The organism is Microbacterium sp. MMO-35 (assembly GCF_037147555.1).
Lineage (GTDB): Bacteria > Actinomycetota > Actinomycetes > Actinomycetales > Microbacteriaceae > Microbacterium.
This window is the reverse complement of sequence record NZ_JBBCVH010000001.1, coordinates 50,481-77,195: the sequence shown is the minus strand read 5'-3', so window position 1 is coordinate 77,195 and position 26,715 is coordinate 50,481. Positions and strand designations below refer to the sequence as shown.

General features: G+C 71.8%; 21 protein-coding genes. 15 read left to right on the top strand and 6 right to left on the bottom strand.

Annotation, left to right across the window (positions count from 1 at the left end; all coding sequences use genetic code 11):
• Positions 1 to 46: 46 nt before the first annotated feature.
• On the top strand, positions 47 to 1,048 hold the full coding sequence (locus tag WFJ01_RS00335; RefSeq protein WP_336627858.1) for a hydroxyacid dehydrogenase: 1,002 nt from the start codon (positions 47 to 49) through the stop codon (positions 1,046 to 1,048).
• Positions 1,049 to 1,418: 370 nt separating this feature from the next.
• Complete coding sequence (locus tag WFJ01_RS00330) at positions 1,419 to 2,483, top strand: LacI family DNA-binding transcriptional regulator (protein WP_292887497.1); 1,065 nt, start codon at positions 1,419 to 1,421, stop codon at positions 2,481 to 2,483.
• 150 nt (positions 2,484 to 2,633) lie between these two features.
• Here WFJ01_RS00330 and pgm read toward each other — a convergent pair whose 3' ends face one another.
• Positions 2,634 to 4,277: a phosphoglucomutase (alpha-D-glucose-1,6-bisphosphate-dependent) gene (gene pgm, locus WFJ01_RS00325; protein WP_336627857.1), complete on the bottom strand. Its 1,644-nt coding sequence runs from the start codon at positions 4,275 to 4,277 to the stop codon at positions 2,634 to 2,636.
• A 182-nt stretch (positions 4,278 to 4,459) separates the two neighbouring features.
• Between pgm and pheA the strand changes: the two genes are divergently transcribed.
• A complete protein-coding gene (pheA, locus tag WFJ01_RS00320) occupies positions 4,460 to 5,413 on the top strand; it encodes a prephenate dehydratase (RefSeq protein ID WP_295033460.1) in 954 nt (317 codons plus the stop codon).
• 263 nt (positions 5,414 to 5,676) lie between these two features.
• Here the strand turns inward: pheA and WFJ01_RS00315 are convergent, their stop codons facing one another.
• Positions 5,677 to 6,720, bottom strand: a complete 1,044-nt coding sequence (locus WFJ01_RS00315; RefSeq protein ID WP_336627856.1) for an LLM class flavin-dependent oxidoreductase — start codon at positions 6,718 to 6,720, stop codon at positions 5,677 to 5,679.
• A 321-nt stretch (positions 6,721 to 7,041) separates the two neighbouring features.
• Between WFJ01_RS00315 and WFJ01_RS00310 the strand changes: the two genes are divergently transcribed.
• Positions 7,042 to 8,781, top strand: a complete 1,740-nt coding sequence (locus WFJ01_RS00310) for a cation:proton antiporter (RefSeq protein WP_295034748.1) — start codon at positions 7,042 to 7,044, stop codon at positions 8,779 to 8,781.
• Positions 8,782 to 9,005: 224 nt separating this feature from the next.
• On the opposite strand, the gene WFJ01_RS00305 is transcribed toward WFJ01_RS00310, so the two are convergent.
• Both WFJ01_RS00305 and WFJ01_RS00300 read right to left on the bottom strand, forming a co-directional pair.
• Positions 9,006 to 10,496, bottom strand: coding sequence for a dicarboxylate/amino acid:cation symporter (locus tag WFJ01_RS00305; protein WP_336627855.1), 1,491 nt, complete (start codon positions 10,494 to 10,496; stop codon positions 9,006 to 9,008).
• 221 nt (positions 10,497 to 10,717) lie between these two features.
• A complete protein-coding gene (locus tag WFJ01_RS00300; protein WP_292887479.1) occupies positions 10,718 to 10,993 on the bottom strand; it encodes a helix-turn-helix domain-containing protein in 276 nt (91 codons plus the stop codon).
• A 201-nt stretch (positions 10,994 to 11,194) separates the two neighbouring features.
• On the opposite strand from WFJ01_RS00300, the gene WFJ01_RS00295 reads away from it, so the two are divergent.
• Entirely contained in the window at positions 11,195 to 11,803 is a 609-nt protein-coding gene (locus WFJ01_RS00295) for a hypothetical protein (RefSeq protein ID WP_292887476.1), read from the top strand.
• A 15-nt stretch (positions 11,804 to 11,818) separates the two neighbouring features.
• Here the strand turns inward: WFJ01_RS00295 and WFJ01_RS00290 are convergent, their stop codons facing one another.
• The gene (locus WFJ01_RS00290; protein ID WP_251447929.1) at positions 11,819 to 13,072 is read right to left on the bottom strand and encodes an LCP family protein; all 1,254 of its coding nucleotides are present in this window, start codon (positions 13,070 to 13,072) and stop codon (positions 11,819 to 11,821) included.
• Between the two features lie 126 nt (positions 13,073 to 13,198).
• Here WFJ01_RS00290 and WFJ01_RS00285 point away from each other — a divergent pair, with 126 nt between their 5' ends.
• Complete coding sequence (locus WFJ01_RS00285) at positions 13,199 to 13,573, top strand: YbjQ family protein (protein ID WP_045249434.1); 375 nt, start codon at positions 13,199 to 13,201, stop codon at positions 13,571 to 13,573.
• Positions 13,574 to 13,816: 243 nt separating this feature from the next.
• Positions 13,817 to 16,345, top strand: a complete 2,529-nt coding sequence (locus WFJ01_RS00280; RefSeq protein WP_336627854.1) for an ATP-dependent Clp protease ATP-binding subunit — start codon at positions 13,817 to 13,819, stop codon at positions 16,343 to 16,345.
• Positions 16,346 to 16,621: 276 nt separating this feature from the next.
• Here WFJ01_RS00280 and WFJ01_RS00275 read toward each other — a convergent pair whose 3' ends face one another.
• A complete protein-coding gene (locus tag WFJ01_RS00275) occupies positions 16,622 to 16,879 on the bottom strand; it encodes a hypothetical protein (RefSeq protein WP_292887470.1) in 258 nt (85 codons plus the stop codon).
• 362 nt (positions 16,880 to 17,241) lie between these two features.
• Between WFJ01_RS00275 and WFJ01_RS00270 the strand changes: the two genes are divergently transcribed.
• The 8 genes from WFJ01_RS00270 to WFJ01_RS00235 all read left to right on the top strand — a co-directional run bounded on the left by WFJ01_RS00270 (position 17,242) and on the right by WFJ01_RS00235 (position 26,618).
• Positions 17,242 to 18,690, top strand: coding sequence for an aldehyde dehydrogenase family protein (locus WFJ01_RS00270; protein WP_336627853.1), 1,449 nt, complete (start codon positions 17,242 to 17,244; stop codon positions 18,688 to 18,690).
• A gap of 189 nt (positions 18,691 to 18,879) precedes the next feature.
• Positions 18,880 to 20,757, top strand: coding sequence for an FAD-dependent monooxygenase (locus WFJ01_RS00265; RefSeq protein ID WP_336627852.1), 1,878 nt, complete (start codon positions 18,880 to 18,882; stop codon positions 20,755 to 20,757).
• A 182-nt stretch (positions 20,758 to 20,939) separates the two neighbouring features.
• Complete coding sequence (locus WFJ01_RS00260) at positions 20,940 to 21,941, top strand: amidohydrolase family protein (RefSeq protein WP_233311180.1); 1,002 nt, start codon at positions 20,940 to 20,942, stop codon at positions 21,939 to 21,941.
• Positions 21,942 to 21,975: 34 nt separating this feature from the next.
• Positions 21,976 to 22,998 carry a hypothetical protein gene (locus WFJ01_RS00255; RefSeq protein WP_336627851.1) on the top strand — a complete coding sequence of 341 codons (1,023 nt, stop codon included), beginning with the start codon at positions 21,976 to 21,978 and terminating at the stop codon, positions 22,996 to 22,998.
• Positions 22,995 to 23,666, top strand: coding sequence for an RraA family protein (locus WFJ01_RS00250; RefSeq protein ID WP_251447910.1), 672 nt, complete (start codon positions 22,995 to 22,997; stop codon positions 23,664 to 23,666). The genes WFJ01_RS00255 and WFJ01_RS00250 overlap by 4 nt, the downstream gene beginning before the upstream one ends.
• Entirely contained in the window at positions 23,663 to 24,316 is a 654-nt protein-coding gene (locus WFJ01_RS00245) for an RraA family protein (RefSeq protein ID WP_251447907.1), read from the top strand. Before WFJ01_RS00250 ends, WFJ01_RS00245 begins: the two co-directional genes overlap by 4 nt.
• On the top strand, positions 24,313 to 24,975 hold the full coding sequence (locus WFJ01_RS00240; protein WP_336627850.1) for a 4-carboxy-4-hydroxy-2-oxoadipate aldolase/oxaloacetate decarboxylase: 663 nt from the start codon (positions 24,313 to 24,315) through the stop codon (positions 24,973 to 24,975). The genes WFJ01_RS00245 and WFJ01_RS00240 overlap by 4 nt, the downstream gene beginning before the upstream one ends.
• Entirely contained in the window at positions 24,972 to 26,618 is a 1,647-nt protein-coding gene (locus tag WFJ01_RS00235) for an FAD-dependent monooxygenase (protein WP_336627849.1), read from the top strand. The genes WFJ01_RS00240 and WFJ01_RS00235 overlap by 4 nt, the downstream gene beginning before the upstream one ends.
• The last annotated feature ends 97 nt before the right edge of the window (positions 26,619 to 26,715 follow it).

Genomic DNA, 26,715 nt, shown 5'->3' with positions numbered 1-26,715 from the left:
CATTCATCGGATGTTTCGCCCGGAGGGGCGGGCGGAGGGAGGCGGTATGGGCGAGCGGATGCGCGCGCGGCTGGTCATGGAGGAGGGGCGTCGCGACGACGTCTATCCGGACGACGTGCTGGCCATGATCGACGCTACCGTGATGCTGCAGCGGCCGTTCCTCACCGCGGCCGAGCTCGCGGCCCGGCCGGAGGCGCTGCACGACACCGAGCTGCTGCTGACGGGCTGGGGTGCCCCCGTGGTCGACGGTGCGCTGCTCGACCGCGCGCCGCGTCTGCGCGGAGTGCTGCACGCGGCGGGCTCGGTGAAGCACATGATCGCGCCCGAGGCGTGGGCGCGCGGGATCACGGTGGTCTCCGCCGCCGCAGCGAACGCCGACCCGGTGGCCGAGATCGCCGCGGCGCAGATCGTGCTGGCCGCCCGGGGCGTTCCTGCGGCCCGGCGCCGGTATGCGCAGGAGCGCAGCCGGTCCGCTGCCGCCGCCGCTGCGGGCGCCCGCGGGCGCACTGTCGGCCTCGTGGCGCTGGGCGAGATCGGGCGCAGGGTCGCGGAGCGCCTGCGCGACAGCGGCCTGCGGCTGATCGCGGCGGATCCGTTCGCGGACGCCGAGTCCGCGGCCCGGGCGGGGATCGAGCTGGTCGGGCTGGAGGAGCTGTTCGCCCGGGCCGACGTGGTGAGCCTGCATGCCCCGCTGCTGCCGGCCACGACCGGGATGATCGACGCCGGGCTGCTGCGCCGGATGCCGCACGGCGCGACGCTCGTGAACACCGCCAGGGGCGGCCTCGTCGACGAGGGCGACCTGGTGGCGGTGTGGCACGAGCGCCCGGACCTCACGGCGCTGCTCGACGTGACGGTGGACGAGCCGCCGGTGGCCTCCTCGCCGCTGTGGACGCTCGAGAACGTCGAGCTCACGCCGCACGTGGCCGGATCCATGGGCGAGGACCGCGCGGCGATGGGGCGCCTCGTGGCGGCCGAGCTGCGCCGCTGGGCCGAGGGTGAGCCGTTGCGGCACCGGGTCGACCCGGCGTCGCTCGACCGGATCGCCTGAGCGGGTCGGGAGCCTCGCCCCCGGGTCGCTCGGCGGCATCGCCTGAGCGGGCTGGGGCTCCTGGTGCGGGTCGCTCGACCGGACCGCCTGAGCGGGTCCGGAGCCTCGGGCCCGGGCGTGGTTGGCAACCGATTGCATCGCTCTCCTGTCACCTCGGGACCCGCTCGGCGGACTGCCTTCTCGGTTCCGGTCGCAGAAAATGTCGTTCCGAGGGCGGGAAAGCGACAGATTCTGCGACCTGAGCGGAGACGGGGGCGACGGGAGGCGTAGCGGGACGGGCTGCGACGCGAACGGGGCGGGGGGACAGGCCGGATCCGGTCGTGCGTCATGGGCACTGCGCAGCCGGGCGACGGGAACTATGCTCGGGGGCATGACCCCGGAAAGCCCTTCCCTGCACGCCGGCTCCGGTGGGGCCCACGCGGCCACGCTCCAGGACGTGGCGCGCGAGGCCGGTGTCTCGCTGGCCACGGCCTCGCGGGTGCTGAACGGCTCGGCGCGCAAGGTCGCCGAGGACTTCCGGGAACGCGTGGAACGCGCCGCCGACTCCCTCGGGTACACCCCGAACGTGTCGGCCCAGGCGACCGCCCGCGGACGCTCCCCGGTCATCGCACTGTTGGTCGCCGACATCGCCGACCCCTATTTCGGCCAGATCGCGGCCGGCGTCGCGCGCGGCGCGGACGAGCGCGGCCTCGTCGTCACGATCTCGATCACCGAGCGCGATCCGGAGCGCGAGAACCGGATCCTGCGCGCCCTCCGCGGACAGCGGCCGCAGGGACTCATCCTCGCGGCCTCCCGCGCCGACCGCACCGGCGAGGCGGGGGCGGCGGATCCTGCAGACGCCGAGCTCGAGGCCTTCTCCCGCTACGGCGGCCGGGTGGTCGCGTTCGGCGAGCGCCCCGGCGACGGTTCGGGAACGCGGGCGATCACGATCGACAACGCGGGCGGGGCCGAGGAGCTCGGCCGGCGCATGGCGGCGCTCGGCTACCGGTCCGCGATCGGGATCGGCGCGGCCGAGGGCGTGCGCACGTCCGACGATCGCCTGAACGGGTTCGCCCGCGGGTTCGCGGCGGGCGGGGGCGAGATGTCGCGGATCCACCGGGGCGACTTCCGGCGGGAGTCGGGCACGGCCGCGATGGCAGCGGCACTCGCCGAAGGCGTGGAGCCCGGCACTCTCGTGTTCGGCATGAGCGACGTCGTCGCGCTCGGGGCGATGTCCGCGATCCGCGCGGCGGGCCGCGCAGTCGGCGCCGACATCGCGGTCTGCGGCTTCGACGACGTCTCGGCGAGCGGGGACGTGACGCCCGCGCTCACCACCGTGCGGGTGCCGCTCAACGAGGCCGGGTACCAGGCGTTCCGCGCCATCGTCGACGACGACTGGACCCAGGCCCCGCTGCCGGTCGAGGTGATCGTGCGCGGCAGCACCCCCGGGCTGTGACCGCTCGTGAGATGACCGCGCTTCGTCTTGCTCGGACTGCGATCGTGCTCGCTCGACGACCCCGAGGGCACCAGCGGGGCCGTTGAGCGAAGACGCCGAAGGCGACGGAGACGAGACGCGCTGCAGCGAGGCGACTCCCGCCCCGGTGAGTCAGCCGCCGAGCGCGGCGCTCACGACCGCCCGGGCCTCCTCCTGCACGCGGGCGAGGTGCTCGGGACCGAGCAGAGACTCGGCGTAGAGCTTGTACACGTCCTCCGTGCCGGAGGGGCGCGCGGCGAACCACGCGTGCTCGGTCTGCACCTTGAGGCCGCCGATCGCCGCGCCGTTGCCGGGCGCGTGCGAGAGCTTCGCCGTGATCGGCTCGCCCGCGAGCTCGGTCGCGGTGACCGAGTCCGGCGACAGCCTGCCGAGCGTCGCCTTCTGCTCGGGCGTCGCGGGCGCGTCCACGCGCTGGTAGGCGGAGGCGCCGAACGCCTCCTCGAGCTCGCGGTAGCGCTCCGACGGAGTCTTGCCGGTGACGGCGATGATCTCCGCGGCGAGGAGGCAGAGCAGGATCCCGTCCTTGTCGGTCGACCAGACGGATCCGTCCTTGCGCAGGAACGACGCACCGGCCGACTCCTCGCCGCCGAACGCCACCGATCCGTCGAGCAGCCCCGGCACGAACCACTTGAACCCGACCGGGACCTCGAGCAGACGCCGGCCCAGCGACTCGGCGACCCGGTCGATGATCATCGACGACACCAGCGTCTTGCCGATCGCGGCGTTGCGGTCCCAGCCCTCGCGGTGCGAGAAGAGGTAGTCGATCGCGACGGCGAGGTAGTGGTTCGGGTTCATCAGCCCGGCGTCGGGGGTGACGATGCCGTGGCGGTCGGCGTCGGCGTCGTTGCCGGTCAGCACGTCGTAGTCGCCCTTCTTCGCGACGAGCGACGCCATCGCGGAGGGGGAGGACGGATCCATCCGGATCTTCTCGTCCCAGTCCAGCGTCATGAACCGCCAGGTGGGGTCGACCTCCGGGTTGACCACGGTGAGGTCGAGGCCGTGCATCTCGGCGATGAGCGCCCAGTACTCGACCGATGCGCCGCCCAGCGGGTCCGCCCCGATCCGGACGCCGGCCCGCTTGATCGCGTCGACGTCGATGATCGACGGCAGGTCGCGCACGTAGCCGTCGCGGAAGTCGTAGGTGCCGAGGGATCCGGCGTCGATGTCGGCGAAGCGGGTGCGCTTGACGCCCGCCAGCCCCTGCTCGATGAGCTCGTTGGCGCGGTTCGCGATCCAGCCGGTCGCGTCGGTGTCGGCGGGACCGCCGTGCGGCGGGTTGTACTTGAAGCCGCCGTCGCGCGGCGGGTTGTGCGACGGGGTGACGACGATGCCGTCGGCGCGACTCGGCTCGTCGGCGGCGCGGTCGCGGTTGTAGGTGAGGATCGCGTGGCTGAGCGCGGGCGTCGGCACCCAGGCGTCGCGGGAGTCGACGAGCACGTCGACGCCGTTCGCGACGAGCACCTCGATCGCGCTGCGCTCCGCCGGACGGCTGAGCGCGTGCGTGTCGCGGCCCAGGAAGAGGGGACCGGTGATGCCTTGCGCGGCCCGGTAGTCGACGATCGCCTGGGTCGTGGCGAGGATGTGCTGCTCGTTGAAGCTCCCGCTCAGGGACGATCCGCGATGCCCGCTCGTGCCGAACACGACCCGTTCCGTCGGGACGGACGGATCCGGGATCCGGTCGTAGTAGGCGGCGATCAGCTCGTCGACGTCGATCAGGTCGCTTTCCTCCGCGGGGAGGCCGGCACGGCTCGTCATGGGGATAGTCTGCCCCGCCGGGCCCCCGAGCGCATCATCGTTTCAGGGCGGGGCGCACGGCGCCCGGATCCGGTCGGATCACCGGATCGGATCCGGCTCTGCGTCGTCCATCCGGGACAGGACGGGCGGCGTCCGCGTCATCGACCCGAACCGGGAGCGCACCCCGGACTAGGCTGAACGCCGTGACCGATGCCGCCTCCGCCCGCCGCACCTACAGCTACCTCGGGCCCGCGGGCACCTTCACCGAGGCGGCGCTGGACCAGGTGCCCGAGGCCCGCGGGCAGGAGTGGCGCGCCGTGCACAACGTCGGCGAGGCGCTCTCGGACGTGCTCGAGGGGCGCAGTGACGCGGCGATGATCGCGATCGAGAACTCGGTCGAGGGCGGGGTCACCACCACACTCGACGCCCTGGCCACCCTCCCCGGTCTGCGGATCGTCGGCGAGTACCTCGTCAAGGTCGACTTCGTTCTCGTGGCGGCCCCCGGGAAGCGACTGGAGGACGTGACGGTCGTCGCGGCGCATCCGGTCGCCTACGCGCAGTGCTACGGGTGGCTCGGCGAGCACCTCCCGCGTCATCAGCACGTGCCCGCGGCGAGCAACGTCGCCTCGGCGCTCGGGATCCTCGACGGATCCCTGCCGGCGGACGCCGCCATCGCCGCCCCCGGCATCGTGCAGCACCACGAGCTCGAGCTTCTGGCCGACGGCATCGGCGACAACGACAACGCCGTCACCCGGTTCGTGCTGGTCGCCCGCACCGTAGCTCCGGCGCCGCCGACCGGCGCCGACAAGACGTCGCTCATCGTCGAGCTCCCCGAGGACCACGCGGGTGCGCTGCTCGAGCTGCTCGAGCAGTTCTCCACCCGCGGCATCAACCTGTCGCTGCTGCAGTCGCGCCCGATCGGCGACGAGCTGGGGCGCTACCGATTCGTGCTCGACGCCGACGGGCACATCCAGGACGAGCGCATGGCCGACGCGCTGCTCGGCATCCGCCGGTTCAGCCCGCGCGTCGTCTACCTCGGCTCCTACCCCCGCGCCGACCGTCGCATCGTGCAGTACCCGGAGCGGTACGCCGACGACGTGTTCGTCGAGGCCAGGGACTGGCTGCGGGCGCTCGTGAGCGGCGAGCCCGAGGCATAGGCCGGGCGCTCGCGGGTTGCTCGGGCCGTCGGGCTGTCGGTCTGTCGGTCTGCCCGGGTTGCGGGGCCGTCGGTCTGCCCGGGGGCGCGGACGTTCTGCAGGGAGGGCCCGACGATATGCAGGGCCACGGACCGGATCCGACCGCGAAACCGACATAATCCGCCGCGTACGGCCGGGTGGCTCCTGCAGAACGGCAGGGGCGCCCTGCACAACGGCGCGGGTCGACGGTCGCCCGGCGCCGGGCGCCGTCGCCTGTGCGGGGCTCAGCCCGCGAGCAGCTCCAGTGTCTGCGTACGACCCGGCGTGCGGTCGGGATCCTCGGCGGCGAAGGAGCCGGCGACGGGGGAGACCATGATCTCGTCGACGCCGTGCTGCGCCGCGAAGGCCTCGAGGTCGGCGCGAACGGTCGCGCCGTCGCCGACGAACCAGTTCGCGAGCGCGGCGGCGTGGATCTGCTCCTCCTGCGGATCCGGCGCGGCGGCGAGCGCGGCCCTGGCCTGCTCCACGGTCTCCAGAGCGGTGAGCGGACGGTTCAGGCGCAGGCGCGCCATCATCCGCAGCTGGGGGATCGCGCGCTCCGCGGCCTCCTCGGCGGTGGGCGCCGCGACGACGTTCGCGGTGAGGAAGGTGCGCGGCTCGGGGTGCGCCTCGGTGGGGCGGAAGCCCTCGCGGTACAGGGCGAGGGCGCGGTCGAGGCCCTGGCCGGAGAAGTGGTTCGCGAACACGTACGGCAGGCCGAGCGACGCCGCAAGCTGCGCGGAGTAGTCGCTGGATCCGAGCAGCCACACCTCGGGAGCGCCGGTCGCGGTGGGCGTCGAGCGCACCGCGTACTCGCCGCCGGACGTGAACTGCACCGTCGCGCCGTCGGGCTGCAGCATGAGGGCGATGTCCTGCACGTGGTCGGGGAACCGCTCCACGTCGCCGGCGGTGCCGGAGGCGCGCAGGAGCTGGGTGATCACGGGGTCGCTGCCGGGGGCGCGGCCGATGCCCAGGTCGATCCGGCCCGGGGCGATCGCCTCGAGGGCGGCGAACTGCTCGGCGACGATGAGCGGCGCGTGGTTCGGCAGCATCACCCCGCCGGATCCGACCCGGATCCGCGACGTGCGGGCCGCGGCCGCCGCGATGAGCACTGGTGGCGCGGTCGAGGCGACCGCGGGCATGTTGTGGTGCTCGGCGAACCAGTACCGGCGATAGCCGAGGTCGTCGGCGCGAGCGGCGAGGGCGAGCGACGCCGCCACGGCCTGGGCGCTGGACTGCCCGGTGCGGACGGGGACGAGGTCGAGGACGGAGAGCGCGAGAGAAGACATCCCTGAGGGCAACGCGACGGAGGTCCGGTGCATTCCGGGCCTGCGACCGGAGGCGGGCGCCGAGGGACAGGGTCGCGGGTCGGTTCGGCCCTTCCGGGGTGGGGCGTCGGGAGGGGGCGCCCCGTGCCCGGCGCATAACTCAGGCTGCAGCCGACGGAGTAAGCCCGGACGGGCGGAAACGCCGGGTATCGAGTGGCGCCGGCCTGAATTGTGCGACCGCGCAGGTGATGACGGCCCCCGGAAGGGTCGTGAGCCGTGCCCGACCGCACTCGACAGCGCCGCGACAGAGGCGCGAAAGCGGCGCCCCGGTAGCCTGACCGCATGGACGCCGAGATCTTCTACGTGCTGGTCGGATCCGTCATCGTCGCGGCGGTCGCCCGCTGGCGGGGCTGGCCCGCGCCCCTGCTGGTCACGGTGGTGGCGCTCGCCGTGTCGTTCATCCCGGCCGTGCCGAACCTCCGCATCGACGGGCACGTGCTGCTGACCCTGGTGCTGCCGCCGCTGCTGTACTCGGCGTCGTTGGACGTGTCGTTCGTGAGCTTCCGCCGCAGCCTGCCTCAGATCCGTCGGCTCGGCATCGGCCTGGTCGTCGTGACGACGGCCGCGGTCGGGCTCGTCGCCTGGCTGATCATGCCCTCGCTCACCCTGCCCGGGGCCCTGCTGCTCGGCGCGATCGTCGCCCCGCCCGACGCCGTCTCCGCCGCCGCGATCGGCCGCCGGCTCGGGCTGCCGCGCCGGGTGATGACGGTGCTCAGCGGCGAGAGCCTCATCAACGACGCGACCTCGCTCACGCTGTACCGCGTGTTCGCCGCGATCGTGGCGGGCGCGACGGTGACCCTGGGCGGGGGCATCGGCCAGTTCGCCGTCGCGGTCGTCGTCGGGGTCGTGATCGGGGTGGTCGCCGGACTCGCCATGCATCAGCTGCGCATGCGGATCTCGGATCCGGTCGTGATCGGCACGTTCGGACTGCTCGCGCCGTTCGGCGTCTACGGGATCACCGAGCACCTTCAGGGATCCGGCGTGCTCGCGGTCGTCGCGATGGGGCTCGTCGTCGGCTACAACGCCCCCCGCACGAGCTACGCGACCCGGATGCAGGAGGCGCCGATCTGGCTGTCGGCGGACTTCCTGCTGGAGTCGTTCGTGTTCGGCTACATCGGGCTGCAGCTGCCGCCCGTCCTCGCCGAGCTCGGCGCGACGCAGGTCGGGGGCGTGCTGTGGCTTTCCGCCGGGGTCTTCGTCGTGGTGCTGCTGGTGCGGCCGCTGTTCGTGTACCCGGCCTCGGCCTGGGGCGAGTTCTGGTCGCGGCTGAAGTTGCGGCAGTTCGAGAGGGCCCTCGCGTCCGGCGAGTTCCAGAAGCGGTCCGATGCCGTGGCGGAGAAGCAGCGGCGTGCAGGCCGGGCGGGGCGCCGCCCGAGCGAGGAGGAGCTGCGCGAGCGCTTCCGGGAGTCGCAGCTGAGCTGGCGCGACAACGCGGTGATCTCCTGGGCCGGGATGCGCGGAGTGGTGACGCTCGCCACGGCGCTCGCCGCAGCCGACCTCGCCGGGCTCGAGACGGAGGCGGCGCATGCGATCGTCGTCGTCGCGTTCCTGGTGACCGTAGGCACGCTGCTGCTGCAGGGGCTGACGCTGCCGCTGCTGATCAAGGGCCTGGGCGTCGCCGACGTGTCGGACGAGGAGGAGGAGGACCGGCGCCAGCTGGCCCAGGTGCGGGCGCGCACCCGCGAGGCGGGCAAGGTCTTCCTCGACGAGAAGCGCACGGCCTGGGAGCGGACCCACGGGGCGGCATCGCTGGGCTGGTTCGACCGGTTCGCGCAGCGGTTCACCCGCGTCGAGCGCGACACCGCGCAGGGGCAGCGCGATGAGGACAGCATGCCGCGGCCGAGCCGGGACGAGCTCGTCGGCCTGTCGAAGGGGTGGTTGCAGGTGCGCCGGGACGTGCTCATCTCCGAGCGCGACGCGGGCACGCTGAACGAGGAGGTCATGCGCGAGCTGATCCACGCGATGGACGCGGAGGAGCTCGCGCTGGACACCCGGATGGCGACGGGTCCCGCGGAGCGCTGACCCGTGCGGGGCGCGTGAGAGCTGGCAGGGGATCCGCTCCCGTCGCGAAGAACGTCGTTCCGGGCGGGAGATGACGACATCTTCTGCGACGGGAAGGCCCAGGAGCGCCCGCCGGACCCGCTTCGGTTCGCCGGACGGGCGGAGGGATCTCGTCGCCCGCGCTGAAGCGACGAGGCCCTCGGATCCCGAGAAGGGATCCGAGGGCCTCGAGCGGTGAACCGGGATCAGCGGGTCGCGACGGCCTCCGCATCGGCGGATCCGGTCGACGTCGCAGCGTCGTCCGTCGCGCCGGCGGCGTCGTCCGCGGCGTGTGCGTCCTCGTCCTCGATGTCCTCGGCGAACGGCAGCCCGTTGCGCGGCGCGTTGTAGAGGTCGAGGTCGAGGATCCCCTCGCGCTTGGCGACGATCGTCGGCACGAGGGCCTGCCCTGCGACGTTGACCGCGGTGCGGCCCATGTCGAGGATCGGGTCGATCGCGAGCAGGAGGCCGACGCCCTCGAGCGGCAGGCCCAGGGTCGACAGGGTGAGGGTCAGCATCACGATCGCGCCGGTGGTGCCGGCGGTCGCGGCGGATCCGACCACCGAGACGATCACGATCAGGATGTACTGCATCAGGTTGAGCTGGATGCCGAAGAACTGGGCGACGAAGATCGCGGCGATGGCCGGGTAGATCGCGGCGCAGCCGTCCATCTTGGTGGTGGCGCCGAGCGGCACGGCGAACGAGGCGTAGCCGCGGGGCACGCCGAGGTTGCGCTCGGTGACGCGCTCGGTGAGGGGCAGGGTGCCGATCGAGGAGCGGCTCACGAAGCCGAGCTGCACCGCCGGCCACACGCCCGTGAAGTACTGCTTGATGGACAGGCCGTGCGTCTTCACCAGGATCGGGTAGACGACGAACAGCACGAGCGCGAGGCCCAGGTAGATCGCGCCGGCGAACCAGGCGAGCGAGGTGAGCTTGTCCCAGCCGTAGTTGATGACGGCGGATCCGATGAGGCCGAAGGTGCCGATCGGGGCGATGCGGATGATCCACCAGAGCACGCGCTGGATGACCTTGAGCAGCGACTCCGTGAACACGAGGAACGGCTCGGCCTTGCGGCCGGCCTTGAGCGCGGCGATGCCGACCACGGCGGCGACCACGATCACCTGGAGGATGTTGAAGTTCACCGAGGAGACGAACGTGCCCTCGGCCTCACCCGGGTTCGTGCTGACCGCGAGGCCGAGGAAGTTCTGCGGGATCAGGCCTAGCAGGAAGTTCCACCAGGTGCCCTGCGTGGGCACGGTGCCCTTCACGAGGTCGGTGCCGGCGTGCGCGCCCGGCTGGATGGTGATGCCGAGCACGATGCCGATGGAGACGGCGATGAAGGCGGTGATCGCGAACCAGAGGATGGTCTGCCCGGCCAGGCGGGCGGCGTTCTGCACCCGGCGCAGGTTGGAGATGCTCGCGACGATCGCCGTGAAGATGAGGGGCACCACGGCCGCGCGCAGCAGCGTCACGTAGGAGCCGCCGATCTTGTCGAGCGTGTCGGACAGCACCGTGTGGTTGTCGTGCGTGGCGCCGAGCTGACGGCCGAGCAGGCCCACCGCGACGCCGAGCACGAGCGCGGCGATGATCTGGAAGCCGAACGACGTCAGCAGCTTGCGGACGGGACCGCGGGTGTCGGGCGCCTTGGGGCGCCGGGCGGTCCCTTCGGACCGGGGGCTGGATGCGGTGGTGCTCATGGAGACTCCTGGGGAAGGCGTGCCGGGCGCGCCGGAAGGGCGTCGACGCTGGGGGCGTCGGGGCGGCGCGATGATGCGCCTGATGTGTCAACGCTATGCATCCGCTGGTATTCCGGGCGCGGGTGTGACGAAGGATGACGGGCGGGGCGAAGTCGCCCGCGACGGGCGCGTGGACCCGTGTCCGTGCCGCGGGCGGCATCCGTGACGCTCGTGCCGCGGGGTCAGCTCGCCCGGCGGCGCCGGTCCGTCGTCGAGGTCGGGAACATCTCGACCGTGACGTCCTCGAGGAAGTAGCCCGCCGGGGTCTTCAGCGTCTCGGCGATGCGCACCAGGGTCTGCACGTTCGGCAGCGCGCGTCCGGCTTCGTAGGCGCGCACGTTCGACGAGTCGATGTCGCTGAAGGCCGCGAGCTGGTCCTGCGTCATCGTCGAGGATTCCCGTGCCAGGCGGATCCGGGCCCCGATGTGGGCGGCAGCGGCGGACGGGATTCGGGGCACCCTTCCAGCGTCGGGACTGTCCGCGACTTGTGCCAGGGTTAATACACCCGGGCATAAGTACCCATTTCGGATCCAACCCGGATCCGGCCCGGATCCGAGTCGAGAATGGATTGCGGGCAAAGAGACATACTGAGATATCGCTAGGATGCTGGGTGCGCCGGAACCCGACGGCCGCAGCCGCCGTCGACGCGAAGGACTCCGATGACCGACAGCCCGGCACGCCCCTCTTCCCGTGCGCTCCCGTCTGCCCGTGCGCTCCCGCGTCGCTCCGTTCTGCGGGCGGCGGCCTGGGGCGCCCCCGTCATCGCCGCGGCCGTCGCGGCCCCGCTCAGCGCGGCGAGCGGCGGCGCCCTCGACGCCTCGGGCGTCGTCCTCACGTTCACGGGGCCCCAGTGGAGCTCGGAGTTCCGCCTGAGCGGCGCGCTGCGGCTGCCGGCTCCCGCCTCGGCGTCGACGACCGTGTCGGCGACGATCACCTGGCAGGGGACCGGATCCAACTCCGCGGCCCAGGGGCTCTACCTCTACAAGGGCAACATCGTCGGCGGCGATGCCGGGATCGTCGGATGGACGACGACGACCGGTGCCGCCGACGACCAGCTCCACAGCACCTTCGTCTTCGAGACCCTGATCGGCGCCGGGAGCACGCAGACGCCGGTCGTCTCGAGCTACGACGGATCCACCGCGAACGGCTTCATGTACGGCGCGGAGACCCCGCACGACGGGACCGCGTACTGGGACGGTGTCATCACCATCCGGTTCTCGGCCCCGGGATTCACCGACGCCGTGCTGACGGTGCCCTACGTCCAGTAGCCGTCGGTCGCGGACTCAGTTCACGCAGGGCACGTTGCCCGACTGCAGCGGCGACGACGAGTCGGTGTAGACCGGGTGCGGCGCGCCCGTCGATCCCGGAGTGCCGGAGGAGCCCGCGTCGGATCCGGACGACGATGACGACGACGGCGAGGGAGACGGCGCCGCCGTCGGCGTCGGCGGGTTCAGCAGGTCGTGCACCTGGGCGCGGATCGCATCGAGGTCGACGATGTTCACGTCCTGGCCGTCGACCGTGTCGAAGTGGTCGATCGGGAGCGTGACGAAGGAGATGTTGCCGCCGGCGAGGCTCTGCGCCTGCTGGGCGAACGACAGCAGATCCAGCTGATCGTCCATCGCCACGTCCTTCTTGGCGACGTCGATGAGCTTCTGCAGCTTGCCGAAGTCGGTGAAGGTCGACGCCTGCTTGAGCTTGACCGCCAGCGACACCATGAACGCCTGCTGGCGGCGGGTGCGATCCAGATCCGTCATGTCGAAGTCGCTCGAGGTGGTGTCGCGGCGCTGGCGCACGAAGGCCATCGACTGCGCGGCGTTGAGCTCCTGCACGCCGGCCGGGAAGTCGGCTCCCGAGAACGTGTCGGCGGTGGCGTGGTTCAGGCACACCGTGATCGGCTGCACGGCCTCGGCCACCTCGTAGAACGCCGCCATCGTCACCTCGACGAAGTGGTCGATCCGCACTCCGCCGAGGAACGCCGAGACCGTCTTGATCGTGCTCTGCCGTGCCGCCGTGCGCGACTGCTGGTAGGCGTCGGCCTCGGAGACCCCCTTGTCCGCGAGGTTCTGCAGCGAGGCGTTCATGGCGTCGCCGTAGGCCTCCTTGATCTTGCCCTTGTCCACGCCGCCGGGGGAGTCGGGGAAGTCCACGTAGTCGTCGCGGGGGATGGAGATCCCCACGGCCTTGCCGCCGTTCGCCGGGATGTGGATCAGCATGAGCACGTTCGTGTTGTACCCGCCGACCGAGGCGTCCTCCGCATGGATCTGGTCGTAGATCGCCTGGGGGAACGGATTGCCGTTCTCGTCCACGCGGCTGTCCAGTCCCATGATCAGGATGTTCGACTCGCCGGTGTTCTGCTTGGGGCCGGTCAGGCCGGCGATCGACGAGCGGCGGATCCCGTTGTTCGCATCGGCGTAGGTGATGACGACGAACGCCGCGGCCGCGATGAGCGCCAGGACGATCACCGCGATGATCCCCACGATCCAGCGTCGGCGTCGGTACATGCGGCGCCGGGCGGCGTGCTGGGGGCTTGTCATCATCGTCCGGATCCGTTCCTGTCGGGGGCGAAGCCCCTCGCAGGGCCTCGACGATCCTCCGTCGGCCACCTGTGCGGATTCCGGGAGAGGGGGATGCGCGGGGTCCGTGCGGCGTGTCACGATGAGCGCATGTTCATGGTGACGACGAACGACGTGCCCGGCTACCGCGTGACCCAGGTGCTCGGCGAGGTGATGGGCCTCACCGTGCGATCCACGAACTTCGGGCAGGGGTTCACGGCCGGCTTCCGCGCCCTCGGCGGCGGCGAGATCCCCGAGTTCACGAAGCTCATGTACGAGAGCCGCTACGAGGTGATGAACCGGATGTGGGCCGAGGCGGTGCAGCGCGGGGCCAACGCCGTGATCGCGATGCGCTTCGACTCCGGCTCGCTCGGCAGCTTCAGCGAGATGTGCGCCTACGGCACCGCGGTGCTGATCGAGCCGATCGCCGGTGCCGCGCCGGCCCCGGCGCAGCCCGCGGCTCCGCCGGCCCCGCCCGTGGCCTGACGAGGGCCAGTTCAGAGGAGCGTTGCAACTTTGAAGGATGGATCCGGCGGGATTCTCCTTCAGAGTTGCAACCGTCCTGCGTTCTTGGCACGAACCCGGGACTTCGCCGCGCTCGCTCAACGACCCCGCGTGGACGTCAGCCGACGGCGAACATCGGCATACGGCCCTCGCCCGGTCGTTACTCTCGATGTATCCGGCACGGAGTGTGCCATCGCCCTCTCCGGGCAACGAACAAGGAGTGACATGTTCGAGAGATTCACAGACCGAGCCCGTCGTGTCGTCGTCCTCGCCCAGGAAGAGGCGAAGATGCTCAACCACAACTACATCGGCACCGAGCACATCCTCCTCGGCCTCATCCACGAGGGCGAGGGAGCCGCGGCCAAGGCGCTGGAGTCGCTCGGCATCTCCCTCGAGTCCGTGCGCGAGCAGGTGCAGGACATCATCGGCCAGGGGCAGCAGCAGCCGACCGGCCACATCCCCTTCACGCCGCGCGCGAAGAAGGTGCTCGAGCTGAGCCTGCGCGAGGCGCTGCAGCTGGGCCACAATTACATCGGCACCGAGCACATCCTCCTGGGCCTCATCCGTGAGGGCGAGGGCGTCGCCGCGCAGGTGCTCGTCAAGCTCGGCGCCGACCTGAACAAGGTGCGTCAGCAGGTCATCCAGATGCTCTCCGGATCCCCGGGGCGCGAGCCCGCCGCCGTCTCCGGCGCCGCGCACGACAGCAGCCAGCAGCAGGCGCAGGGCGGGTCGCAGGTGCTCGACCAGTTCGGGCGCAACCTCACCCAGGCCGCGCGCGACAACAAGCTCGACCCGGTGATCGGGCGCGAGAAGGAGATCGAGCGGGTCATGCAGATCCTCTCCCGCCGCTCCAAGAACAACCCCGTGCTGATCGGCGAGCCCGGCGTCGGCAAGACCGCCGTCGTCGAGGGCCTCGCCCAGGCGATCGTGAAGGGCGACGTCCCGGAGACGCTGAAGGACAAGCAGCTCTACTCGCTCGACCTCGGATCCCTCATCGCCGGATCCCGTTACCGCGGCGACTTCGAGGAGCGCCTGAAGAAGGTGACCAAGGAGATCCGCACGCGCGGCGACATCATCGTCTTCATCGACGAGATCCACACCCTCGTGGGTGCGGGCGCCGCCGAGGGCGCGATCGACGCCGCGAGCATCCTCAAGCCGCTGCTCGCCCGCGGCGAGCTGCAGACGATCGGCGCGACGACGCTCGACGAGTACCGCAAGCACTTCGAGAAGGACGCGGCCCTCGAGCGCCGCTTCCAGCCGATCCAGGTGCAGGAGCCCAACCTCCCGCACACGATCAACATCCTGAAGGGCCTGCGCGACCGCTACGAGGCGCACCACAAGGTGCAGATCACCGACGGCGCCCTCGTGGCCGCGGCGAACCTCGCCGACCGCTACGTCGCCGACCGGTTCCTGCCGGACAAGGCCATCGACCTGATCGACGAGGCCGGCGCCCGCCTGCGTCTGTCGATCCTGTCGTCGCCGCCGGAGCTGCGCGAGTTCGACGAGAAGATCGCGAAGGTGCGCGAGGAGAAGGAGCTGGCCTCCGAGGAGCAGGACTTCGAGAAGGCCGCCTCCCTGCGCGACCAGGAGAAGGAGCTGCTCGCCGAGCGGCTGCGCCTGGAGAAGCAGTGGCGTGCCGGCGACGTCGCGACCAACGCGGTCGTCGACGAGGGCCTGATCGCCGAGGTGCTGGCCCAGGCCACGGGCATCCCGGTGTTCAAGCTCACCGAGGAGGAGTCCAGCCGCCTCGTCTTCATGGAGAAGGCGCTGCACCAGCGCGTCATCGGCCAGGAGGAGGCGATCGCCGCCCTGTCCAAGACGATCCGTCGCCAGCGTGCGGGCCTCAAGGACCCGAAGCGCCCCTCGGGCTCGTTCATCTTCGCCGGCCCCACGGGCGTCGGAAAGACCGAGCTCGCCAAGGCGCTCGCCGAGTTCCTCTTCGACGACGAGGGCGCGCTGATCTCCCTCGACATGTCGGAGTTCGGCGAGAAGCACACCGTCTCGCGGCTGTTCGGAGCCCCTCCCGGGTTCGTCGGCTTCGAGGAGGGCGGCCAGCTCACCGAGAAGGTGCGCCGCAAGCCGTTCTCCGTGGTGCTCTTCGACGAGATCGAGAAGGCCCACCCGGACATCTTCAACTCGCTGCTGCAGATCCTCGAAGAGGGCCGCCTCACCGACGGCCAGGGTCGCGTCATCGACTTCAAGAACACCGTGATCATCATGACGACGAACCTCGGTTCGTCGGCGATCGCCGGTGGTCCCGTCGGCTTCCAGATCGAGGGCAACTCGCAGACGACCTACGAGCGCATGAAGGGCAAGGTGGACGAGGAGCTCAAGCGCAACTTCAAGCCCGAGTTCCTGAACCGCCTCGACGACGTCATCGTGTTCCCGCAGCTGAACAAGGACGAGCTGCGTCAGATCGTCGGCCTGTTCACGAAGCGTCTGTCCGACCGTCTGCTGGACCGCGACATGACGGTCGAGCTGACGGACGCCGCGAAGGACCGCCTCATCGAGATCGGCTTCGACCCGACGCTCGGCGCCCGTCCGCTGCGTCGTGCGATGCAGCGCGAGGTCGAGGACCAGCTGTCCGAGAAGATCCTGCACGGCGAGCTCAACCCGGGCGACCACGTGCACGTGGACGCCGTGGACGGGAAGTTCGTCTTCACCACGGGTCCGCGCGGCGAGAAGGTCTCGGTCGGCGTCAACACCGCCGGCACGATCCCGACCACGCCGGATCTCGCGGCGGGCGCGGCCTGATCGGATCCGGATCCCACGAAAGAAGGGGGACGAGCACTTCGGTGCTCGTCCCCCTTCTCGTGTGCGGCCGCACTGTTGCGCGCGCCCGCCGTTCTCAATTCAGGCCGGATCGCGGCTCGTGCGGCTCTATCGGTGTTTTGTGCCCGTGCGGGGCCCGGCCAGCCTGAATTGCGCGCGCGGACGGCGCAACCCGATTACGCGCGCGGACGGCCGCAACCCGACGGCGCAACGCGGCGGGGGAGGGGAACCGGACGCTCCGTTCGGTTCCGGATCCGCTCAGCGGCTCCGTGCGGTGGAGGGCCGGCGGCGGCTCCGTGCGGAACGACGCGGGCGGTGCTTCGTCTCGGACGCGGGTGCGCCGAGGGACTCCAGCGCGCTGCGCGCGGCGGAGAGGGACGGGTAGCTGCCGAGACGGCGGCTGTGCCGATCGTGCAGGACATGGGTCGTGCCGTCGACGGCCACGAAGCCGGCGTACTCGCCGTCCGTGGTCGCGACGTAGACGTCGTGATCGGCCTGTTTCCAGGTGATGTTCATGGTGTTGCTTCTTCGTGCTGTCCGGCGGCGCGCGGCAGCCGGGAAAGTCGGACCCCGTCTGGACGCGCGAGAACGCATCGGTGCGATTCGCGGATGTCACTCCGGACGGGTGGATCCTGAGATCGCTCTCGGGATCGGGCGGCGCGGCACCGAAGAGACGTCGGCAGGCCAGGCGCGCAATCCATCACCATAGCAGATCCGCCGCCCGCCCCGCAGGTCGCCGACTCTCGCACCGCCGTGGCGCCGCACGACACGGTGTCGGAGAGGGGTGTCGCGCCTTGCTCCTCCGCGACGGGGAGGGCGGGGCCGCGCGTCGAATACCATCGCCGTGGCAGCATTCGACGAGGAGGACGGAGACGGCGATGGCACGGTGGGACATCGAGGGCATCGACGGGCTGATCTTCTCGGACGGATGGCGTCCGGGCGCCGGTGGCGCGCAGCCGATCGTGTCCCCCGGGGACGGCGGCGTCGTGGCGCACGCGGGTATCGCCGACGAGTCCGACGTCGAACGGGCGGGAGCGAGCGCCGCGGCGGCCCAGGCCGAGTGGGGGCGCACGTCGTACCGCACCCGCGCCGACGTGCTCCTGGGTGCGGCGGCCGCGCTGCGGGAGATCCGCGCGGAGGTCGAGCACGTCCTCATCCGGGAGAGCGGATCCCTGCCCGGCAAGGCCTCCCACGAGGTGGACAAGGCCGTCGACGAGCTCGTCGCGGCGGCGGGGCTCGTCACGATGTCGCAGGGCGACCTGCTGCCGGTCGAGGATCCCGCCACGATCGGGATGGCCCGCCGGATCCCCGTCGGGGTCGTCGGCGTCATCTCGCCCTGGAACGCCCCGCTCATGCTCGCGATCCGCTCGGTCGCCCCCGCGATCGCGCTCGGCAACGCCGTGCTCCTCAAGCCCGACGTGAAGACGGCGTTCTCCGGCGGCGCCGCGATCGCCGAGGTCTTCCGCCGCGCCGGGCTCCCCGACGGCGTGCTGCACGTGCTGCCCGGAGGCCCCGAGACCGGCGAGGCCGTGGTGCGCTCGCCGCACACCGCCGTGATCTCCTTCACCGGCTCGTCCGCCGCCGGTCGTCGCGTCGGCGAGGTCGCCGGCGGCCTGCTCAAGCGCGTGGTGCTCGAGCTCGGCGGCAACAACGCCTTCGTCGTGATGGCCGATGCGGATCTGGACCGGGCGGTCGCCGCCGGCGTCGCCGGATCCTTCCGGCATCAGGGGCAGATCTGCATGGCCACGGGGCGTCATCTCGTGCACGAGAGCATCGCCGACGAGTACGTCGAGCGTCTGCGCGCCGCTGCGGCGGCCCTGGTGCCGGGCGACCCGCTCGCTTCGGGCACGACGCTCGGGCCGCTCATCACCGCGGCGCAGACCGAGCGCGTGCACGGCATCGTCCAGGCGGCGGTCGCCGACGGGGCCCGCGTCGTGCACGGCGGCGCGCATGACGGCCTGTTCTACGCGCCGACCGTGCTGGACGGGGTGGACCGGGACAACGCCGCGTTCCGCTCGGAGATCTTCGGCCCCGTCGCCCCCGTCACCCGGTTCCGCACCGAGGAGGAGGCCCTGGCGCTGGCCAACGCGAGCGACTACGGCCTCACGGCGGCGATCCACACGCGCGACGTCGCCCGCGCGCTCGGCTTCGCCGCGCGGCTGCGTGCCGGCATGGTGGCGGTCAACGGGCAGACGATCTACGACGCCGCGCACATCCCGATGGGCGGGATCGGCGCCTCCGGCAACGGCGGCCGGCACGGCGGCCACTGGAACCTGGACGAGTTCACCTACTGGCAGTGGGTGACCGTCCCCACGATCTCGGGCTGAGAGCCGGCCCGCGGGCGGAAGAGGGCGTGCTGCTCCGAGGGGGACGGCACGTCCTCCTTCGTCGTGTTCCGGAGGCGTGACGGGATCCGACATCGTGTCGGAATCGGCCGCCGACTTTCGCGCTCTCGGCACGTATCGTCGCGTTCCGGCCCGTCCCTAGCCTGGGATTCCGCATTCGAGGAGGAATCCGTGACCGCATCCGTGAAGAGCCCCCGCGCCCCCCTGCCGCCGCTCGGCGAGGACGAATGGCCCGCGGCCGTCGAGGTCCTCGTCATGGGCGGCGGACCGGTCGGCATGAGCTGCGCGATCCTGCTCGCCCAGCGCGGGATCGACGTGCTGCTCGTCGAGCGGCGCGACTTCGTGTTCCGCTTCCCCCGCGCGCACCTGCTCAACCCGCGGACGATGGAGGCGTTCCACGACATGGGCGTCGCGGACGACATCTATGCGGCGACCCCCACGCACGACCGCTGGCGCAAGGCCGTCTGGTACACGACCGCGACCGGGCCGGGGCGCTTCGACGGGCTCAAGATCGGCGAGGTGCCGGCGTGGGGCGGCGGACCCGACGCCGAGCGCTACCGGGCCTCGAGCCCGCGGGCGTTCGCGAACATGCCCCAGCTGCGGCTCGATCCCCTCATCCACCGGCACGCGGTCGCTGCGGCGCCGGGCCGGATCCGCGCGAAGCAGGAGGTGATCGGGATCCGTCAGGACGCGGATTCCGCAACGGTAGAGATCCGCGACGTGGTCTCGGGCGAGGTCCGCGAGGTGCGGGCCCGCTACGTGATCGCGGCCGATGGCGGACGCGACAGCGCCGCCCTGCTCGGAGTCGAGCTGGAGGGGCCGAGGGACATGCGCGAGGTGGTCAACTACCACGTGAGCCTCGACCTCTCGGCCTGGCCGGAGCCGGACGCGCTGCTCGGCCACTTCCTGCACCCGGCGGGCGGGGCGCGGCGGCGCGGCACGATCCAGGCGCTCGGCCCCACGCACTACGACCGCGACTCCGAGGAATGGCTGGTGTCGGTCGCGGGCTGGATGGTCGAGGGCGACCCGGATGACGAGCAGGCGCTCTTCGACTCGATCCGGCGCATGCTCGGTCTTGCCGAGGACCACGGGATCACGATGCACTCGATGACGCGCTGGACCTACAACGGGCTGGTCGCGAAGCGGTTCCGCAGCGGCCGCGTGTTCCTCGCGGGCGACGCGGCGCACAAGCACCCGCCGACGGGCGGACTGGGCCTGAACAGCGGGATCCAGGACGCGCAGAACCTGTGCTGGAAGCTGGCCGCGGTGCTGGACGGTCAGGCCCCCGATGCGCTGCTGGACAGCTATCAGGCCGAGCGCCGGCCGATCGTGGCCTGGTACACCGCGCACTCCCTCGAGAACGCGAACCGGCATCCCCCGATCGCCGCGGCGCTCGGCTTCAGCGAGGACGAGGCGGAGGGCTTCCGCAACCTCGAGGTTTTCGTGAGCGACACCCCCGAGGGGGAGGCGATGCGGGCCCGCGTCGAGGCCGAGGTCGCGCACAACGCGCACGACTACAGCCAGCTCGGCGTCGAGGCGGGGTTCCACTACGCGGCGGGCGCACTGGTGCCGGACGGCACGCCCGTGCCGGGCGACCCGGCCGACCCCACAGACTTCCAGGCGACGTCGCGACCGGGGCATCATCTGCCCCACGTCTGGCTGGCGAGCCGCACCGCGGACGGCGACGCCGTGTCCTCGCACGATCTCATCGAGCGGGTGGGGCTGACCCTGCTCACCTCGGCGTCCGCCGCCGGCCGGTGGCAGGAGGCGGTCGACCTCCTCGGCGGAGCGCTGCCCGTCACCGTCGTCGCGATCGACGACGCCGACGACGCCTGGAACGGCGCGCGGGAGATCGGCGACGACGGGGCGCTGCTCGTGCGTCCCGACCGCAAGGTCGCGTGGCGGTCGCCGGGCATGCCGGAGGATCCGTCGATGGTGCTCGACGACGCGCTCGCGATCGTCCTGCGCGGGGGCGATGTCCCCGCCGAGGACCCGGCCGAGCCCTTCCTGAAGCGCATCCGCGCCGCCGCGAGCGTGCTCGTGCAGTGACCCTCCGGGCCGCGGCTCCCGAACCGCGGCGCCTCGGGCGGATCCGATTCGGACACCGTGTCGGATCCGCCTGGGGGAGTTTCCCGCAGCCCGCCGATCCGCCCGGATGCGGCCTCTCATAGCGTCGAGACAGCGACGAAGCCCCGGCCCTCCGGACCGCAGAAGACTCAGAAGGAGCCCCCGTGATCATCGATGTCCACGGCCACATGTCCGCCCCGGACGCGTACTACGCGTGGAAGGCATCGCTGCTCGCCGCGCGCGGCTCGCACGGCGGCAAGCCTCCGGTCATCAGCGACGACGCACTCATCGCCTCGTACAACGCGCCGCATCCGAGCTTCGGGAACATCTCGCACCTCGACCACATCGACGGCGCGGGGATCGACCTCCAGCTGCTCTCGCCGCGACCGTTCCACGCGATGCACTCCGAGCGTCCGACGAAGATCGTCGAGTGGTTCACGGCCGAGACCAACAACCTCATCCACCGCGCGACGGAGCTCTTCCCCGGCCGCTTCCGGGGCGTCGCGGGGATCCCGCAGAGCCCGTATCTGAGCGTCGAGCAGTGGCTGCCCGAGCTGCGCCGCGCGGTCACCGAGCTCGGCTTCGTCGGCGCGATGGTCAACTCCGACCCCTACGAGGGCACCGAGGTGCCGCCCGCGATGGGCGAGCGCTACTGGTACCCGCTCTACGAGGCGCTCTGCGAGCTCGACGTGCCGATGCTGCTGCACTCGGCGGGATGCAAGTTCCCCTCTCGCGAGCCGTACAGCCTGCACTTCATCCAGGAGGAGACGGTCTCGGTCTGGAGCATGATCCAGGCGAACGTCTTCGCCGACTTCCCCGACCTCAAGGTCGTCGTCGCGCACGGCGGCGGGGCGATCCCGTACCAGATGGGCCGATTCCTGCCCTCGGTCGTGCGCACCGGCGTCTCCTACCTCGACAAGCTGCGCAACTTCCACTTCGACTCCTGCCTCTACACGCAGGAGAGCCTCGAGCTGCTCCTCAAGGCGGTCGGCACCGACCGCGTGCTCTTCGGATCCGAGAAGCCCGGCACCGGATCGCAGATCGATCCCGCGACCGGCCGCTGGTTCGACGACATCCACCTGCTCATCGATGACATCGAGTGGCTCGACGACGACCGTCGCGCCGACGTGCTCGAGAACAACGCGCGCGCCCTCTTCCGTCTCTGACGGCCGCGCCCCGCACTCCGAGAAAGGATCCACCATGACCGAGATCGTCGCCGGATTCGGCACCTCGCACGGCCCGCAGCTCAAGGCCGCACCGCCCGAGGCCTGGGAGACGCGCGGCGTCGCCGACCGCCGCAGCAAGGGGCTGAAGTTCCGCGGCGGCACGTACTCCTTCGAGGAGCTCAAGGCGCTCCGCGAGGACTTCTCCGCCGAGATCACCCACGACGTGATGCAGCGCCGCTGGGACAGCTGCCAGGCGTCGATGGACGCGCTCTCGCGCTTCATCGCGGACCAGGACGTGGACGTGCTCGTCATCATCTCGAGCGACCACAAGGAGACCTACGGCGACGAATGGCTCGCGCCGTTCTCGGTGTTCTGGGGCGACGAGGTCGCGCACGTCCCATACACGCAGGCGCAGCTGGACGAGATGGCGCCCGGCCTCGCCGAGGCCGCGATGGGCGACGTGCCCGACCGCACGGTCATGCGCCCGACGCACCGCGCGCTCGGCAAGCACATCATCCAGTCGACCCAGGCGGACGACTTCGACACCGGCGCGACGGAGATCATCCCCGCCGGGCGCTACGAGAACCACACGATCCCGCACGGCTTCGGCTTCATCTACCAGCGCTTCCTCGGCCAGGAGTCGACGATCCCGATGGTGCCGATCTTCATCAACACGTTCTGGGAGCCGAACCCGCCGAGCGCCAAGCGCTGCTACGACTTCGGGCGCGCGGTCGGCCGGGCGATCCAGTCCTTCCCCGGCGACCTGCGCGTCGGCGTCGTCGCCTCCGGCGGCCTCAGCCACTTCGTCATCGACGAGAAGCTCGACTCCGAGTTCATCCAGGCCATGAAGGACCACGACGCCGAGTACCTCTCGTCGGTCCCCGCCGGCGAGATGATGTCGGGCGCCTCCGAGCTGCGCAACTGGATCGCGGTCGCCGGCATCGCCGACGAGGTCGGCCTCAGCGTCACGAACGTCGACTACGAGCCGTGCTACCGCACCGAGGCCGGCACCGGCAACGCGATGGGCTTCCTCACCTGGGAGCGGACCGCCCGATGACCGATCCCATCGTCGCGGCGCTGCGGGAGCTGGACAGCTGCGCGGTGTCGGACGCGCTGGACACGCTCGGCCTGCCGGGCGCCGTCACGGCCCTCGCGCCGCGCTGGCCGTCGGCCGGCGTGACCGCGGGCCGCGTGCGCACGGTCACGGCGGCGCCCAAGGCGGCGGCAGGCCCCGCGACGCACATCGCGACGCCGCTCGTCGCCGTCGCCGAGCCCGACGACGTCGTCGTGATCGACAACCACGGCCGCACCGACGTGTCGTGCTGGGGCGGCCTGCTCGCCGAGGCCGCCGTGCGCCGCGGCGTGGCCGGCGTGATCGTCGACGGCGCCTGCCGCGACGTGCAGGAGAGCGCCGCGCTCGGACTGCCGCTGTACGCCCGCGCGGCCGTGCCCGTGAGCGCGCGCGGCCGCATCGTGCAGCAGGCCGCGGACGAGCGGATCCAGGTCGCGGGCGTGTCCGTCGCCTCGTACGACTACGTGATCGCCGACGTCAACGGGGTCGTGTTCGTCGCCGCCGATCAGGCCGAGCGCGTGGTCGGCCTCGCCCGCCGCATCGCCGACCGGGAGGAGCGCATGGCGGAGGCCGTGCGCGCGGGCCGGGACGTGAGCGAGGTCATGCACGACTCCCAGTTCCCCACCGTCACCGCAGAGGAGCAGAAGCCATGACGGATCCCCTCATCGAGCGCTTCCGCGAGCTCGGCACCGCCACCGTCTCGGACGCCCTCGACAAGCTGCGCCGCCCCGGAAGCCTGCTCGGCCTCGCGCCGCTCGCCGACGGCCAGCGCATGGTCGGGCGCGCCTTCACCGTCCGCTACGTGAGCGCCCAGGTGCCGGCCGGCACGGTCGGGGACTTCATCGACCAGGTCGAGCCGGGCCAGGTGGTCGTGCTCGACAACGACGCCCGTGTGGACTGCACGGTGTGGGGGGACATCCTCACCGCCGTCGCGCACCATCGGGGCATCGCCGGCACCGTGATCGAGGGCGTGTGCCGCGACACGCACCGCGCGCTGTCGATCGGCTATCCGATCTACAGCCGCGGACGCTTCATGCGCACCGGCAAGGACCGGGTGGAGGTCGCCGAGGAGCAGGGGCCCGTCACGATCGGCGGCGTCACGGTGCGCCCGGGCGACATCCTGCTCGGCGACTCCGACGGGGTCGTCGCGATCCCGCAGGACTGCGAGGCCGAGGTGCTCGAGGTCGCGGAGACGATCCACGCCCGCGAGGAGTCGATCCTCGCCGCCGCGCTCGGCGGCGCGTCGATCGCCGAGGCCCGCGCGCGCTACGGCTACCACGACCTGCAGCGGGCCGAGGCGTGAGCGGCGCGGATCCGGTCGACGCCGCAGAGCTGCTGCGACTCGGCAGCGCGACCCTGTACGAGGCCTCCGGGCAGGACTGCTTCCTCGACGCGGCGTTCCGCCCGGCCTGGGACGGCGCGGAGATCGTCGGCCGCGCGGTGCCGGTGTCGGCGCAGGCGGGGGACAACCTCGCCCTGCACCACGGCCTGGAGGCGGCGGGCCCCGGCGACGTGCTCGTCGTCGACGGCGGGGCGGCGCCCTTCGGATACTGGGGCGAGGTCATGGCGGTCGCGGCGCAGGCGCGCGGCATCGCGGGCCTCGTGATCGACGGCGGCGTGCGCGACACCGCGCAGCTGCGCGAGCTCGGCTTCGCGGCGTTCAGCACCTCGATCTCCATCCGCGGCACGATCAAGCACTGGCCCGGCACGATCGGGATCCCGATCACGCTGCGCGGCCGGGTCGTGAACGCGGGCGACCTGGTGGTCGCGGATCGCGACGGCGTCGCGATCCTGCCCTCCGGCGACGTCGACCGCGTCCTCGACGCGGCCCGTGTGCGCGCCGCGAAGGAGGACGCGTACATGGCCCGCCTGCGCGCGGGGGAGCTCACCCTCGACCTCTACGACTTCCGCCGCCTCGGGGATCCGATCCGTCCGGCGGCCGACCCGAACGGAGCACGATGACCGGCACGCCGGACGCCGACGTCCTCATCATCGGAGCGGGCCCGGTCGGCCTGCTCGCCGCGCTGGACCTGTCCTCCCGCGGGGTCTCGGCGATCGTGGTCGAGACGCGCGACTTCCTCGAACCGCCGAACGTGAAGTGCAACCACGTCGCGTCCCGCACGATGGAGAGCCTGCGCCGGCTCGGGATCGCGGCCGAGGTGCGCGCGGCGGGCCTGCCCGCCGACCACCCGCAGGACGTGGCGTTCCGCACCTCCCTCACGGGGCGCGAGCTGTCCCGGATCCCGATCCCGGCGAGCGGCGAGCGGTACACCGCGACGGACGGACCGGACACCTCCTGGGCGACGCCCGAGCCGCCGCACCGCATCAACCAGACCTTCCTGGAGCCGATCCTCGCCCGGCACGCGGCGGAGGCGCCCGGCGTGACGCTGCTCAACCGCACCCGTTTCCACGCCTTCGCGCAGGACGCCGACGGCGTCACGGCGACGATCAGCGACCTCGACGGCGAGAACGAGCGCACCCTGCGCGCCCGCTACCTCATCGGTGCGGACGGCGGCCGCTCGGCGGTGCGCAAGCAGATCGGGGCGAAGCTCAGCGGCGATCCGGTCCTGCAGCACGTGCAGTCGACGTGCATCCGCGCCCCGCATCTCTACGGCCTCATGTCGGCTGACGAGCCCCGCGCCTGGGGCTACTACACGTTCAATCCGCGCCGCGTGGGGCACGTCTACTCGATCGACGGCACCGGGACGTTCCTCGTGCACACCTACCTCTCGCCCGAGGAGGCGGAGGATCCCGGATCCGTCGACCGCGATGCCGCGATCCGCGCGATCCTCGGCGTCGACGAGGACTTCTCCTACGAGGTCGTCTCGAAGGAGGACTGGGTCGCGCGACGCCTCCTCGCCGACCGCTTCCGCGACGGCCGGGTGTTCATCGCGGGCGACGCCTGCCATCTCTGGGTGCCGTTCGCCGGGTTCGGCATGAACGCGGGCATCGCCGACGTGCTGAACCTCACCTGGCTGCTGGGCGCGACGATCGCCGGCTGGGCGGACGAGCGGATCCTGGACGCGTACCAGTCCGAGCGGCGCCCGATCACCGAGCAGGTCTCGCACTTCGCGATGAGCCACCAGCAGAAGCTCGCCAAGCCCGGGCTGCCCGCGGCGCTCGAGGACGAGGGCCCCGCCGGCGACGAGGCGCGCCGCGTGTTCGGCGCCGCGGTGCACGACCTCAACGAGCCGCAGTTCGCCGCGGCGGGTCTCAACTACGGCTACAGCTACGACGCCTCGCCGATCATCCGCTACGACGGCGCAGAGGCGCCCGGGTACACGATGGGCTCCTACACGCCCTCCACGGTGCCCGGCTGCCGGGCACCGCACTTCCGGCTCGCCGACGGGACCTCGCTCTACGACCTGCTCTCGGCGGGCTACACCGCGGTGTGCGCGCCCGGTGCGCCGGCCGCGGTTCTCGCCGCGGCCGCCGAGCTGCGCGGGATCCCGTTCTCCGTCGTCGAGGTCGCGGAAGGACTGCCGGCCGAGTACGACCAGCCGATCACCCTCGTCCGGCAGGACCAGACCGTGGTCTGGCGGGGCGCGGCCCCGACCGCTCCGGAGGCCGCCGCGCTCTGGGAGCTGCTGCGCGGAGTCGCCTGAAGCGGACCGGCGCTCGCCGCGTCTCGTCTCGGTCGCCTGCGGCGTCCTCGCTCAACGACCCCGGGGAGGGGGGACTCGGGTCGGTGTGCGAGCCCCG